Genomic DNA, 13,312 nt, shown 5'->3' with positions numbered 1-13,312 from the left:
TTCTTCCTCCGGTTTCTCCTCTCCCTTTGCCTTCTTACTAGTACATGCTAGTATAAGAAGGGCCCTGCTATGCAGGGTTTTTTTTCTTTGTGTGCTTTTCATTTAAAAAGTGAAATGGTACAGTAAAAGAAAGAGGAGGAAAAGATATGATTCAACGCTTTATAGAACTTGGAGAAGGCTACTCTGATTTATATGAATTACTTGAAATTGCCAAAACAAATCAAGAACGTATAGCACATATGTTACAATTTGAAACGATAAAAAACGATAAAAAAGTATGTTCGCTTGTTGTAATATTAAAACCAACTACTACTGGTGATTTCCAACCATTATACATATGTCGTGAAGGCATTCCTGTATTTGAAAATAAAAAAAGTAAACGTGTCATTTTATTTGAAGAAACGGCAGAACAACTCGGAAAAAAAGTGGCTACCTTTACTGTAAAACCATCTACAACTTTCCCAGAAAAAGAACTATTTTTTAATCATTTAATTGGTATTTTACGAATGAACAATTTCATTCCTCCGATGAAATAACACGTTATTTCAAGTGAAAAATCCCCGGCTAAATTTAGCCGGGGATTTTTTCTATTAGCTATAATCGTATTCTTTTGCTCGATCAGGACGCGAATTTTCAAATTCCGTTTTTAAATACGGGCGATACGACTGTTCTATCTTTTTCACAAAAGGAAGTTTGTTCAACTTATGCATCATATGCTCAATTTGTTCCATATCACAATATACTACAGCATATTTTAATCGTTTTGATATGTAATGTATGTTACCATATTTCCTTAAAATCTTGGCATGTTTCAATGAATGTAAATAAACAATCATACTTTGTCGTTGCCCGAACATAATCTTCTCCATCTTCTCCTTTTAAAAACATATATTTTATATTCTATGAAAACCAATCAGAAATTTATAACATTACAGGACAAACTCTGTATACGTTTTCTTCCAACTTCTAAAAAACGGGGTACATCACCCCGTTTTTTTACAACCACAACCTCCGCCAGTACCACAACCTCCACCACAGCCACCAGCATCAAAGAATGGATTTCCTGTTGGCACTTTAATGGAAGAAGACACTTCCGAACCGATTGCTACACTAACTTCGTCTAATAACTTCTGCAAAGCAGTTTCTGCTCTTTTAAAAGCTGCAACCTTATCATGTAAGTCCACAGAACGCTTTAATTCTCTCATTTTCATTGACACGGTAGTATAGTCAGGATGGTATTTTCCAAAACGCTGTACTTCCTCATACCGTTCTTTCATCGCTGTAAATTGCTGAATGAGCGTCTGAAGTTCCATATCTTCATGTAATTCTCTATAATACTTACGATAATCTTCTGCTATATCTGAACAGATAATCGCTTTTGCAAGCTGCTCTGCCTTATCTAATATTAATACGCTTTCTAGCGTCGCTACAATCATGAGAGACACCTCCGAGTATCCATCATACCACATTTAGATTAGAACTACTAATTGAAGTGACTTACTCAAAAGAAAGATATAATGAAACTATTTTTACACTATATCCGTACACACTTATACATTAATATGTTCCGCTATATTATATTTAAGAACATCCCACTTTCCACTATTTTGTTTCACATAACTAATACACGCATTTTTTAATGGTGTCTTAAATGTAATTTCATCTGGTTCAATGGCATGTAAAATCGCTTTTATCGCGTGTGAGTGAGCAACAATAATAATACGTTTGCCAAAATGAGTTGTCGCAACATCTTCTAAAGCAGCAAAGCAACGAGCTACAATCTCTTCATCTCGCTCCATACCTTCTACTTTACCTTCAGCAATCAACTCTCTAACAGCCGCAACCGGCTTCCCTGAAGCTTCTCCAAAATTCCGTTCAACAAATCGCTCATCTAATAAAATCGATTGTAATCCAACTGTCTTTGCAATTTCATTAGCCGTTTCTTGCGCTCTAATTAACGGGCTACTTATAATGATATCCCACGTTTCTTCTTGTAAAGCAGCTGCACTCTGACTCGCTTGCTTCTTACCAACTTCATTAAGCGGAATATCTTCTCGCCCCTGAATAATTTCTTGAAAATTCCAATCAGTTTGTCCATGTCGTACTAAACAAATTTCCGTCATGCTGCAACTCCTTTTTAAATAATCAACCTCTATTGTAACAAAAGTTCTGCATGACGGACATATTTTTCACTTCCAATTAGGTTGCATTTTGTTGCTTCATATACTGAAACATATCAATCATGATCGAAGCAACGGCCAATTGATTTTGAAACTTTTCCACTTTATCTGGTATTGTTTTTTTGAAATGTTGCATCGCCGCTAACTCAAAAGCCTCTTTTTCTTCAGGATTTCGTGTTAATTTTCTATACCAGTACGGTTGCTCTCTAATATAGCGAGATAAATCCTCATCAGCCTTTATAAACTCCATAATTTCTGCTCTCATCATCTTTCCCCCTAATCCTTTTGAAAGAAAAATGGGTTATTTTCTGAAGTACTTTGCTCTTGCTGCGTACGGTTACCTTGAAATTGCTGAATAACTTGTTGCACGCTCCCGATTGCACTCGTCACATTGGCTAAATGGTTCTGCATTTGTTCCACGTCCAACTTTTTAAAAAAAGAAAGCATTTGCCCCATCACATCAGCAGTTTTTTCCTCTTCAGTTCGATTATCTTTTTCTTTTTTATTTTCTTTTACCGAAGAAAACGCAGGCGCTCCATCCGGTCTATAAGTTGCCCATATTGGATCTTCTTCACCAAGTAAGTACCATTCTTCATAAAATTGTTGCCATGTTTTATGACCACTTCTAACCTCATGAACCATTTTAGGGTGATGGTTTACAAATTCTTTAAACTGTTGAACCGATGGATGTAACGGTCCTTTTGTTGTTGGCATAATCCTCACCTCTCCATGTATATCTACTATATAGTAAGAAAAAAAAGGCGCATGGTTCGCCTATTTTTAGACGATTCATGCACCTTTTTTTCTGCTATTTGCATACGGTCAGATTCCCACCTACAATTCAGTGAATACGAAGTAACTAATTTGGTGATGTTAACACCCCACCGCTTACAATTTCACTTTATTTTCGAATAAAGTTTTGTGTATAAAATTTATCGTATACACCAACACCTAATCCTGTAAATTGTTCATTTAATAAATTCTTTCTATGCCCCTCACTATTTAACCAACCTTGCACTGCCGCAATTCCATCACTATGTTGCGCCGCTATGTTCTCACCAGCAAGTTGAAATCCTACTTTCCCGCGCTGCAAACGATCTCCTAGTGTACCTAATGTAGGTGAGTCATGAGAAAAATAATTATTGTCTTTCATATCTTTACTGTGACCAACAGCAACATCTGCTGTTTCCTGATCCCATGTTAATAATGGTAATTTATGACGACTTCGAATGATATTTGTTAAATCAAAAATTTGTTGCATATTCCCATTTTCTACTTGTTTTATTTTTTCTGGAGTCAATGGTTGTTCTGCTATTAATTCACCTGAATAAACGAGCTGATACGGTCTTTGGCGTAATAAAGTTTCATCATCCATATAACGAACACCAATAAGCTCATGTGTAAATTGATCAAAATACAATTGCGCCCATCCATCTTCTACAGGTATTAACGGTTGTTCCATGACTTCGGTATCAGATAGCTCAAATTGATAACTATTTTTCCCTCTTTTTAATGAAATTTCATGCGAAAGCGGACTTTTTTTATATACTTCTTCATATTTTTCATTTATATAATAAGGTGGAACCTTAACTTGTTCACCAGCTGCGTATGCCGTTACAACTTTACGTTCAGAAACTCCAAATTGAACATACTGAGTTAAATCCTGGTTGTATACCCACCATTCATATCCGTATGCAGATGGCTCTATTCGAGAGGGTTCTCCCCACTTCGCTAATAAGTTTTCAGAGTCTTCACCAATCATATTTAAAACAGTGTCTGAGGAGTCTTCCTTAATTTGCTTTTTCTTTTTCACAATTTTATTTTCTTGCTTTGATTGAGATGGGGTTAATATATATTGTGAAACGAGTAATTTCCCGTATAAATCAACAGCTAAAATTAAAAATGTAATCATTACGATACGCAATAATTTCTTCAAACGATATACCTCCTGAACAAAACATAAAATTGAGATATACACAAATCCTTTTCTTTCTTTTTGTGTGTACCGTACTCTTTTCACTATATCATATTTTTGTGAAAAAAGTCTGGATTATCCCTTTTCTCTCAATATGAATTGCACTTTCTTATTATTCATACTATTATAAAAATAATGGTGTAACATTAAAAAAGGAGGTATTATATGCAATTTACAAATACGCAATTTAATGGAGCCGTCGTTGAATTAACTCTTTTAACTGAAATCATGGAAAACAACCACTTCGTACTTGCCGGACAGTGGGATTATGAGCGAGTTACATACGATTATAAATTTGAAATATTAAAGGATGTTTATTATTTACGAGTGCAAGGAGTTGCTGTTGAAGGTGACATTGGCAGTAGACACGCTGAAGTAAAACTACTTCCCCCCTTATTAGGAAAACATTATTATCCTCACGGCGTTGAATATGGTGATGATGAGACTTTCCCAACGAATGTACTTCAAAAAAGCGAACAACTCCTACAAAATGTCGAAAAAGAGTTAAAAGAATTTCAAATTATTGATTAACAAAAACAAGCGCATCAATATGATGCGCTTGTTTTATTTCCCTTCCCTAAGAATGAATCGTTTTTTTTACTGGATATCCATAAATAGATCCATCTTTTACTTTAATCTCATCTTCCCAAGGAACCTTATATTTACCTTCAGCTAAATCTTTTACAAACGTATATGGATTTTCTTTCACCCCACCAGGAGTTGCTACATATCCTCTTGAACCTAGATTATATATATTATTTTCCAATCCCCATCCTAATCTAGCCTGATCTGCTAGTTCTGGATATACTTCAGCAGTAACAATCTCCCAAGGATTTCGATGTCCCTGTACTAAAGTAGTCCCATCAAAATTACATACTTGTCCTTCACCAAAGTAATAAAATACGCCATCATAACCCGCTAAGTTTACCGACAATGTATACATTAAATTCTGCCATGCATTTGAACGATTGGTTAGCATCCATTGTTCACTAACTTGTGTACTATATCCAGAAATACGAATTAAGACATTTGCACCTTTATAGGCCGCTTCACGAGCTACTTCAGGGAACATGCCATCATGACAAATACAAACAGCTAATTTACTTCCTCCAGGTCCATCACAAACAGGTAAGCCTAAATCTCCAGCTTTCCAAGGCTCGACTGGCACCCAAGGATTTAGCTTACGATACTTCAAAATCATTTCACCTTGTGGATCAATAATAACTGCTGTATTATATGGCTCTCCACCATCAGGATTTTTCTCCATTATTGAAAAAACACCATATACTTTAGATTCTTTACATGCCTCAGCAAATAAGTCTGTTTCTGGCCCAGGCACTGTGCATAAAAATTCTTCTGTAGTCCATTTTTTTGTATTGAGCCCTTGTGTACTATATTCAGGAAATACTATCAATTCTAAACCAGGGTAACCTGATTTGGTCGAATGAATTGTTTTTATGATTTGTTGAATTTGTTTATCAATGTCTGCACGCGATTCTACTACTGGTACTGGATATTGAATTAGTGCTGTCAAAAAACCACTAATCGGCTTTACCATACTTCCACTACTACCCATTTAAACTCCCCCTTAAAATAGTTCGTGTTTATTAAAGATAACAATATATATTTGTAACTCTCTAAAAAACTTGCACTACATATGGAATTATTACGCATGAAAGCTAGTAGTAAATTTTATCTCCACTTTTAGTACACGCCTACACTAACTTAACATAAAAAATTAGAAAATTCAATCTTTTTAAGGTGGCTAAAACTAAGTAAAAAAAGCGCATGGAATCCCATACACTTTTTTTACTTAGTCTGTAAATACGGCGGCAATTGTTGCAACTGCTCCTTATCCTTTTCACGTTCTCTACGTGCCCATCTAAAGAATACATAGCCTATAATTGTACCGTACACTATTTCCTGGACAATTTTCATTATGATACCACCAGTTTGCTGGTCTTGTACGACTGGCATCCAGTGCAAAAATTCTGGTCCCGTTATATTTAAATCTGATAAAGTGCCCGCTGGTACACATAATTCCATCGCTTTCATCCAAGCAGCCGGATCCGTATACGTTGCAAATAACGGGGCTGTCGCAAAAATGATTAACGCACAAGCAGGCGTTAATAATATGCCATTAGCAAACATATAACCAAGTTTCTTTATATCACTTAATGTTTGATATTCTGGTAATGGATTTAACATCGGCCACCACATCATGATTGCTGTAAAAAACAATATAGCGAGACAAATAGGATGAGCTATTTGACTTTGTTTTACCGTATCAAAAACAACTGGTAAATGATAAAAAGAAAACAGGCCGTTAAATACAAATAACGCAATAAGCGGTTTAGCAAATGCCTTTAATATAATTTGAACAAACTTAAAAGAAGTAATGTAACGATATAACCAAATTGGTATACCAAGCAACAGTAACGGTGGAACTGCAATATACATGACTGCCATTTCAAACATATGAGCACTAAATATAATATGGCCAATTAAATCAATAGGCCCTCCCTTTACAAAATACAAAAGAACAATACCAGTCGTAAAATAAAAAATTTGCTTCTTACTTACCTTCGTCGCATTTTCAAATCGCATTCTATATGGTCCAATAATTAAGAAGTACCCAATAAGAATCGAAAGCATAAATAATAAAAAGATTGGACTCCATAAAGCCTGAAAACCAAATATCCACAAGTTACTCATTTTCACACCTACCTTCGTAAGGTTATCTCATAATATGAAGAGGGAGCTGTGACAACACAAGCTCCCTTATTTTTCACTTTTCAAATCCACACGATTGTCATAAAAGCTAAAATTGTAATTAACCCTATTAGCAGACCAGAGTAAAGAAAGAAACTTGCTGCTTCATGTCCTTTATGACTCATATGCATAAAATAATACAATTGAAAAATTACTTGTACCACTGCTAATAGTAAAATAAACGGTACAGAGAAAATCGGACTAAAAGTTTTTGGATACGCCACCGCTACAAATGCAACTAATGTTAAAAAAATCATTAATGCAAACGTAATAACTTGATGCCTCATTTCCTCCGCACTTTTTCTCTTCCGATAAACAAGATCAACTTTAGGATTATTCGTTTGCTTTATCGCCATTGTTTATCCCACCATTCCCATTAAATATACTACAGTGAAAATAAACACCCAAACTACGTCAATAAAGTGCCAATAAATCGATGCAACATAAAACTTCGGTGCATTGTATAAATTTAGACCTCTCTTCGCATTTCTAAAGATTAATGTTAGAATCCAACATAACCCAAACAATACGTGGAGTCCATGTGTACCAACAAGAGCATAAAACGCAGAGCCAAACGCACTACTTCTCATAGTATGCTTAAATTCATGTGTATAATGATAAAACTCATATATCTCAAACCCTAAAAACCCTAAACCTAGCAATACTGTTACTAGTAACCAAAGCTGCATTTTCTTAAAGTTAAAGTTTTTCATGTGATACATCGCATATACACTCGTTAAGCTACTCGTTAATAAAAGCATCGTCATAATGAAAACGAGTGGCATTTGGAACATCTCTTGAGATGTTGGTCCACCATTTGTAGAATTCTTTAACGCTAAATATGTTCCGAATAAGGAAGCGAACAACACTGTTTCGCCTCCAAGAAATAACCAAAAACCGACAAACTTATTTTTCCCTTCAAGGGTTGCTTTTTCAGGCTCTGCTGGAAATGTTTCATTCGTTAATTTTTCATCTACATGCATTATGCCTTGCCCCCCTTATCCTCTAAATCTTCTTTATGAATATGATACCCATGATCATCAATTACTGAACGTAGGAACATTGCGCCAAATGTAATGATTAAACCAATAATTGCTACTAATAACCAGAACTTATCTTTTCCGCCCTGCATATACATCGCACCAAATGCCGCTATAAACAATCCGAAAGAAATGACAAATGGTGAAAACGAAGGATTTGGCATATGAATATCACCAACTGGTTCCGCTGCTGTCATCTCTTTATTACCTTCACGTTTTTCAATCCAAAACGGATCTAATCCGCGAACAAATGGTAATTGTTTAAAGTTATATTCTGGTGTCGGTGCTGGCATTGTCCATTCTAATGTACGTGCATCCCACGGATCACGACCAGCTTTTTCTTTTGATACTGTCGTTTTAATTACATTGAATAGAAGAACAATCGTTCCAAGAGCCATAAACACCGCTCCGATGGAACTAATCATATTCCCCATTTCCAACCCTTGCCCTTCAAGATATGTGTAGTAACGGCGTGGCATACCAATCAAGCCAAGGAAATGCTGAATAAAGAACGTTAAATGGAAGCCGATAAAGAATAGCCAGAACGTTATCTTTCCTAATGTTTCATTTAATACTTTATTAAACATCAGTGGCCAATAATAATGAGCTCCTGCAAGTAAACCAAATACAACACCGCCAACGATTACATAATGAAAATGCGCTACTACGAAATAGTTATCATGAAATTGATAATCAGCTGGTGCAGATGCTAGCATAACCCCTGTAACTCCACCCATTACGAATGATGGAATGAAAGCTACTGCCCACATCATTGGTGTCGTAAAACGAATACTTCCGCCCCACATTGTAAAGAGCCAGTTGAATATTTTGATACCAGTTGGAACCGCAATCGCCATTGTTGCGACCGAGAAAATAGCATTAGCAACTGGACCAAGTCCAACAGTAAACATATGGTGCGCCCATACCATAAATCCTAAAAATCCAATTAATACAGTCGCAAACACCATCGATGAATAACCAAACAATCGTTTTTTCGAAAATGTCGCGAAGATTTCTGAGAATATTCCGAAAGCTGGGAGTATAAGAATGTATACTTCTGGATGACCGAAAATCCAGAATAAATGCTCCCATATAATTGTATTCCCGCCCAATGCCGGATTAAAGAAACTTGTTCCAAATAAACGATCTAACATTAAAAGTCCTAATCCTACAGTTAACGGCGGAAAAGCGAATAATATAAGCGAAGATGTTACAAATGTCGTCCATGTAAACATCGGCATACGCATGTACGTCATTCCTGGCGCCCGCATATTAATAATGGTTACAAGGAAGTTAATACCTCCAATTAATGTACCAATACCTGAGATTTGCAAGCCGAGTACATAGAAATCAACACCATGACCTTTAGAGGCTAAAGCTAAAGATGCATAAGATGTCCATCCTGCATCAGGTGCTCCACCTAAAAACCAACTTAAATTTAAAAATACTCCACCAAAGAAAAATAACCAAAATCCGAGTGAATTCAAAAACGGGAACGCTACATCACGTGCACCAATTTGAAGTGGTACAGCGGCGTTCATAAATGCAAACACGAGTGGCATAGCTGCGAGGAAAATCATTGTTGTACCGTGCATCGTTAATACTTGATTATAAGCATCCCCAACAAGAAAAGCGTTGTTAGGAATCGCTAATTGAAGGCGAATAAATAGAGCTTCTATTCCGCCTATTACAAAAAACAATCCACCTGCAATTAAATAGAGAATGGCAATCTTTTTATGGTCTACTGTCGTTAAATAATCCCATATGACAGCACCCATCCCCTGTTTTTTTGCTACAGAACTCACGTTTTCAACCTCCCCTTCGCGAATAATCCCTCTTTACTTTTCAACTTTTAACGTTTGTAAGTATGCATTTAATGCATCAATTTGATCATCCGTTAAGTTGCCATATTTGCCAGTCATTTTGTTTCCTGGCTTCATATTTTCAGGATCTTTCAGCCATTTTTTTAAGTTTTCTTCATTGTTTTCGGCAATACCGGCAACCATATCGCGATCCGCAAAGTTTGCTAAGTTTGGTGCGATACGAGCGGAAGGTGGTCTACTATCATTAGATCCAACTGCATGACAACCAATACAGCTTTTATTAAATATTTCTTGGCCCTCTTGCGCCTTTGTTGAAGCTACTTCTTTCTTCCCATCAATCTTCTTCATATCAGCAAGCCATTTTTTGTACTCGCTTTCATCTAAAGCTTTCACTTTAAATTGCATTAAAGAATGTGATGGGCCGCAAAATTCTGTACAAAAACCATTATAAGTGCCCGATTTATCTGCCTTTAACCACATTTTGTTCACATTGTCTGTATTTGTATCCATTTTCCCTGCTAAAGATGGAACCCAAAATGAGTGTTTAATATCGGCACCCTTCAAATTTAAATACACTTTCTTACCTGTGGGGATGACTAAATCTTGCGAAGTTACTATCTTTTCTGATTTATAAGAAAATTCCCACCAATAAAGATTCGCTGTTACATCAACAACGATAGTATCTTTATCAATATTCTTTTTCTCCATCGCACTTACATCAGCAAGTTTGAATGTATATGTAACTGTTGGAACAGCTAAGATTAGTAAAAGAATAATCGGAATAACTGTCCATATAATTTCTAGCTTGTGATTCCCTTCAACTTGCTCTGGAATATAATCTTCCTGACCTTTCTTTTGTCGGAAACGCACAATTACATATAAGAAAATAATAGTAACTACTAGTACTACTCCTACCATGATTGCACTCGCCAGTAGAAGTAAATCATATTGCATTTTTGCTACTTCTCCTTGCGGAATTAAAGTAGATTGAAAGGCTTTACCGCATCCCCCTAACAGTAAAGCCAGCAGTGAAACGAACGAAAGCAGTCGCCACTGTTTCTTCATACAAACAACCCCCACTTTCCTTGTGAATTAGATTGTACTTTATAGTTAAGTAAAGTAAATCTCAACGTAAAGAAATCCAATTATGTCGTTGTCTTAGAAGAATGTAACTACAATCATTGATACAAATAAGATTGTTAAATAATTTAGGGAATAAACAAACATTTGCACGGACCATTTGATGTCATCTTTCTTACGGAAGCCATAAAATCCTAAAACGATCCATCCGATGTTAAGCAGTGTTGCAATTACCATAAATGTTATCCCTAGTCCACTCATATAAAATGGTAGTGGTAATAAACATACTGTCCAAATCATAATTTGGCGTTTCGTAATTTCAAATCCATGAACTACAGGAAGCATTGGAATTCCTGCATTTCGATATTCATCAACACGTTTCATTGCTAATGCAAGGAAATGTGGGATTTGCCAAATAAACATAATTAAAAATAACATCCAAGCAATTGGATGGCCTAAAGATGGATCGATTGCTGCCCATCCAATTAAAGGAGGAACTGCACCAGATATACTACCTACAACAGTATTTAGTGTATACTTTCTCTTTGTCCATAAACTATATAGAACAACATATGTGAAAGCACCAATAAATCCCATTAAGACTGCCATTGGTGTTGTTAATAATAAAAATACAAAACCAAGAAGTAATATGACTAGTCCAAATGTAAGTGCAAATCCTGGTTTATACTTTCCAGTAACCGTTGGACGGGTCTTTGTTCTTTCCATTAATGGATCGATGTCTCGATCAATGTAGTTGTTTAAACAACATACCCCTGCCATAACTAATCCAGAACCAACGATTGTAAAGAATAACTTATCCAGATTGTCCATTACACTTAATCCATTAAAGTGTAATGCCAACCAAAATCCTGTAAATACAGTAAGTGTATTTGAGTTTACAATCCCCATTTTAACGAGTGCTTTTAAATCTTGTAACCGAGTTGTTTCCGGTACACTTGTAACAGCGGACTCATCATGCAGCTCACTTGTTGCATGGTTCATCACTCTAACCCCCTCTTAAAACTTTCATCTTTCTTTTTGCGCATATTTCAAATGAAATAATTCGCTTCTATATAGCAATATTATTACAGTAGAAACATTGTTAACCCATTCTACTACTAATCTACGCCCATACTCCAATATATTAAATCATATTTCCCGAACATTTTGTGAAGAAAACATGAACTTTTTGTGTCGAATATAAAAAACTTCATTCTGACTTGTCCTTATCATAACATGATGTTACCTTCTATAATAAACTATTTTGTCTTATTTAACACGTATTCTCCCCATTTCTTTTCAAAATAGCCTATTTTTCACCTAAAATTTTCCTTATGAACCCTGTTTTTACACCTATTTTCTCCCCCTTTCCTTCCCCCTCCATTTCTTTGCTATTTTATTATTTTTTATATATCATAGGAACTAGCGCGTTTTATTCTATACATAATGGAATGAAAATATTTCGCAATAACTTCATAGCAGAAAGATGGTGAAAGAGATTGCAACGCTTTATTAAATGGTTAGCAGTCATTACAAGCCTTGATTTATTAATAGTTTTATTAGGAGGCGCTTTAGTTACAAAAACAGGTTCTGGTCAAGGTTGTGGTAAATCATGGCCACTTTGTAACGGTGAATTTGTTCCATCTAATTTATCAATGGAAACTATTATTGAACTTAGCCACCGATTAACATCCGGATCAGCTGGAATTCTTGTCACTCTCCTTTGTATTTTGTCCTGGAAATATTATAAACATGTGCGTGAAACAAAAACGTTAGCAATTTTATCCTTCGTATTTTTAGTTGCACAAGCATTAATGGGAGCAGCAGCAGTTGTTTGGGGCCAAATGCCAGCTGTACTTGCTATCCACTTCGGTATTTCCTTAATTTCATTTGCTTCTGTCATTTTATTAACGTGTCTTATCTTTGAAATTGACCAAAAATTTGATGCACGTTCACTTATTATGGACAAAAAAATGAAATTTCATATTTATGGTGTAACAATTTACAGTTATATCGTCGTCTACACAGGTGCTTTAGTACGTCACGAACGAGCTAGCTTAGCCTGTCCAGACTTTCCTTTATGTAGCAAAAACAGACCTATGCCAACTCAACTACATGAATGGGTTCAAATGGGCCATAGAGTTGCAGCGATGTTAATTTTCGCTTGGATACTATACGCGATGATTCTCGCTATTCGCCATTACAAACAGCAACCTGTCGTATATTGGGGATGGATCATTTCATTTATCCTTGTTACACTTCAAGCTGTAGTAGGAGTTTTAGTTGTATTTACAAACGCTAGTTTAGCAATGGCATTGTTACATTCTCTATTCATTTCTTGCTTGTTTTCCGTACTATGCTATTTAGTTATGTTAGGAACAAGAAGTAAAGTGAATGCAAAAGAAGCCGAATTAACTTCTAAACAAACAAAATAATTTAAAA

16 protein-coding genes are annotated in these 13,312 nt (G+C 35.7%); 3 read left to right on the top strand and 13 right to left on the bottom strand.

The genetic code is table 11. The annotated features are described in order from the left end of the window. Nucleotides 1–146 precede the first annotated feature (146 nt). The gene (locus tag MR112_RS08105; protein WP_000616017.1) at nt 147–536 is read left to right on the top strand and encodes a DUF7147 family protein; all 390 of its coding nucleotides are present in this window, start codon (nt 147–149) and stop codon (nt 534–536) included. Between the two features lie 54 nt (nt 537–590). Here MR112_RS08105 and MR112_RS08100 read toward each other — a convergent pair whose 3' ends face one another. The 6 genes from MR112_RS08100 to MR112_RS08075 form a co-directional block, all read right to left on the bottom strand. Next, nucleotides 591–857, bottom strand: a complete 267-nt coding sequence (locus MR112_RS08100) for a YlbG family protein (RefSeq protein WP_002082261.1) — start codon at nt 855–857, stop codon at nt 591–593. Between the two features lie 126 nt (nt 858–983). After that, nucleotides 984–1,436 (bottom strand): YlbF/YmcA family competence regulator, encoded by a 453-nt coding sequence (locus MR112_RS08095; RefSeq protein WP_000634366.1) that lies wholly within the window; start codon nt 1,434–1,436, stop codon nt 984–986. 114 nt (nt 1,437–1,550) lie between these two features. Next, nucleotides 1,551–2,123, bottom strand: a complete 573-nt coding sequence (locus tag MR112_RS08090; RefSeq protein WP_000134946.1) for a histidine phosphatase family protein — start codon at nt 2,121–2,123, stop codon at nt 1,551–1,553. 76 nt (nt 2,124–2,199) lie between these two features. Further along, nucleotides 2,200–2,445 carry a YlbE-like family protein gene (locus tag MR112_RS08085; RefSeq protein WP_001200990.1) on the bottom strand — a complete coding sequence of 82 codons (246 nt, stop codon included), beginning with the start codon at nt 2,443–2,445 and terminating at the stop codon, nt 2,200–2,202. A gap of 11 nt (nt 2,446–2,456) precedes the next feature. Continuing rightward, the gene (locus MR112_RS08080) at nt 2,457–2,894 is read right to left on the bottom strand and encodes a YlbD family protein (protein ID WP_001143346.1); all 438 of its coding nucleotides are present in this window, start codon (nt 2,892–2,894) and stop codon (nt 2,457–2,459) included. A gap of 187 nt (nt 2,895–3,081) precedes the next feature. Beyond that, nucleotides 3,082–4,116 carry a CAP domain-containing protein gene (locus MR112_RS08075; protein ID WP_000735375.1) on the bottom strand — a complete coding sequence of 345 codons (1,035 nt, stop codon included), beginning with the start codon at nt 4,114–4,116 and terminating at the stop codon, nt 3,082–3,084. Between the two features lie 204 nt (nt 4,117–4,320). On the opposite strand from MR112_RS08075, the gene MR112_RS08070 reads away from it, so the two are divergent. Continuing rightward, nucleotides 4,321–4,686 (top strand): YugN family protein, encoded by a 366-nt coding sequence (locus MR112_RS08070; RefSeq protein WP_001160952.1) that lies wholly within the window; start codon nt 4,321–4,323, stop codon nt 4,684–4,686. 46 nt (nt 4,687–4,732) lie between these two features. Here MR112_RS08070 and MR112_RS08065 read toward each other — a convergent pair whose 3' ends face one another. From MR112_RS08065 to ctaB, 7 genes are all read right to left on the bottom strand, one after another. Then, a complete protein-coding gene (locus MR112_RS08065; RefSeq protein ID WP_000535802.1) occupies nt 4,733–5,731 on the bottom strand; it encodes a formamidase in 999 nt (332 codons plus the stop codon). Nucleotides 5,732–5,964: 233 nt separating this feature from the next. After that, the gene (ctaG, locus tag MR112_RS08060) at nt 5,965–6,870 is read right to left on the bottom strand and encodes a cytochrome c oxidase assembly factor CtaG (RefSeq protein ID WP_000069023.1); all 906 of its coding nucleotides are present in this window, start codon (nt 6,868–6,870) and stop codon (nt 5,965–5,967) included. Nucleotides 6,871–6,950: 80 nt separating this feature from the next. Beyond that, the gene (gene ctaF / locus MR112_RS08055; RefSeq protein WP_000985706.1) at nt 6,951–7,283 is read right to left on the bottom strand and encodes a cytochrome c oxidase subunit IVB; all 333 of its coding nucleotides are present in this window, start codon (nt 7,281–7,283) and stop codon (nt 6,951–6,953) included. 3 nt (nt 7,284–7,286) lie between these two features. After that, a complete protein-coding gene (gene ctaE / locus MR112_RS08050; protein ID WP_000557861.1) occupies nt 7,287–7,910 on the bottom strand; it encodes a cytochrome c oxidase subunit III in 624 nt (207 codons plus the stop codon). Continuing rightward, nucleotides 7,910–9,745 carry a cytochrome c oxidase subunit I gene (gene ctaD / locus MR112_RS08045; protein ID WP_153579316.1) on the bottom strand — a complete coding sequence of 612 codons (1,836 nt, stop codon included), beginning with the start codon at nt 9,743–9,745 and terminating at the stop codon, nt 7,910–7,912. Before ctaD ends, ctaE begins: the two co-directional genes overlap by 1 nt. A gap of 60 nt (nt 9,746–9,805) precedes the next feature. Next, nucleotides 9,806–10,855: a cytochrome c oxidase subunit II gene (gene coxB / locus MR112_RS08040; RefSeq protein WP_000745268.1), complete on the bottom strand. Its 1,050-nt coding sequence runs from the start codon at nt 10,853–10,855 to the stop codon at nt 9,806–9,808. Nucleotides 10,856–10,948: 93 nt separating this feature from the next. Then, the gene (ctaB, locus tag MR112_RS08035; protein WP_001015058.1) at nt 10,949–11,872 is read right to left on the bottom strand and encodes a protoheme IX farnesyltransferase; all 924 of its coding nucleotides are present in this window, start codon (nt 11,870–11,872) and stop codon (nt 10,949–10,951) included. Nucleotides 11,873–12,369: 497 nt separating this feature from the next. Between ctaB and ctaA the strand changes: the two genes are divergently transcribed. Beyond that, the gene (gene ctaA, locus MR112_RS08030; RefSeq protein WP_242244879.1) at nt 12,370–13,305 is read left to right on the top strand and encodes a heme A synthase; all 936 of its coding nucleotides are present in this window, start codon (nt 12,370–12,372) and stop codon (nt 13,303–13,305) included. Nucleotides 13,306–13,312 lie beyond the last annotated feature (7 nt).

Source organism: Bacillus cereus group sp. BfR-BA-01330 (assembly GCF_022663885.1).
Classification (GTDB): Bacteria; Bacillota; Bacilli; order Bacillales; family Bacillaceae_G; genus Bacillus_A; species Bacillus_A cereus.
This window is presented reverse-complemented; position numbering and strand designations above follow the sequence as displayed.

What these genes read in the sequence shown, in the direction of transcription:
- MR112_RS08105 (WP_000616017.1), top strand. Translation starts at nt 147, where the DNA reads ATGATTCAACGCTTTATAGAACTTGGAGAAGGCTACTCTGATTTATAT.
- MR112_RS08100 (WP_002082261.1), bottom strand. Translation starts at nt 857, where the DNA reads ATGTTCGGGCAACGACAAAGTATGATTGTTTATTTACATTCATTGAAA.
- MR112_RS08095 (WP_000634366.1), bottom strand. Translation starts at nt 1,436, where the DNA reads ATGATTGTAGCGACGCTAGAAAGCGTATTAATATTAGATAAGGCAGAG.
- MR112_RS08090 (WP_000134946.1), bottom strand. Translation starts at nt 2,123, where the DNA reads ATGACGGAAATTTGTTTAGTACGACATGGACAAACTGATTGGAATTTT.
- MR112_RS08085 (WP_001200990.1), bottom strand. Translation starts at nt 2,445, where the DNA reads ATGAGAGCAGAAATTATGGAGTTTATAAAGGCTGATGAGGATTTATCT.
- MR112_RS08080 (WP_001143346.1), bottom strand. Translation starts at nt 2,894, where the DNA reads ATGCCAACAACAAAAGGACCGTTACATCCATCGGTTCAACAGTTTAAA.
- MR112_RS08070 (WP_001160952.1), top strand. Translation starts at nt 4,321, where the DNA reads ATGCAATTTACAAATACGCAATTTAATGGAGCCGTCGTTGAATTAACT.
- MR112_RS08065 (WP_000535802.1), bottom strand. Translation starts at nt 5,731, where the DNA reads ATGGGTAGTAGTGGAAGTATGGTAAAGCCGATTAGTGGTTTTTTGACA.
- ctaG (WP_000069023.1), bottom strand. Translation starts at nt 6,870, where the DNA reads ATGAGTAACTTGTGGATATTTGGTTTTCAGGCTTTATGGAGTCCAATC.
- ctaF (WP_000985706.1), bottom strand. Translation starts at nt 7,283, where the DNA reads ATGGCGATAAAGCAAACGAATAATCCTAAAGTTGATCTTGTTTATCGG.
- ctaE (WP_000557861.1), bottom strand. Translation starts at nt 7,910, where the DNA reads ATGCATGTAGATGAAAAATTAACGAATGAAACATTTCCAGCAGAGCCT.
- ctaD (WP_153579316.1), bottom strand. Translation starts at nt 9,745, where the DNA reads ATGGGTGCTGTCATATGGGATTATTTAACGACAGTAGACCATAAAAAG.
- coxB (WP_000745268.1), bottom strand. Translation starts at nt 10,855, where the DNA reads ATGAAGAAACAGTGGCGACTGCTTTCGTTCGTTTCACTGCTGGCTTTA.
- ctaB (WP_001015058.1), bottom strand. Translation starts at nt 11,872, where the DNA reads ATGAACCATGCAACAAGTGAGCTGCATGATGAGTCCGCTGTTACAAGT.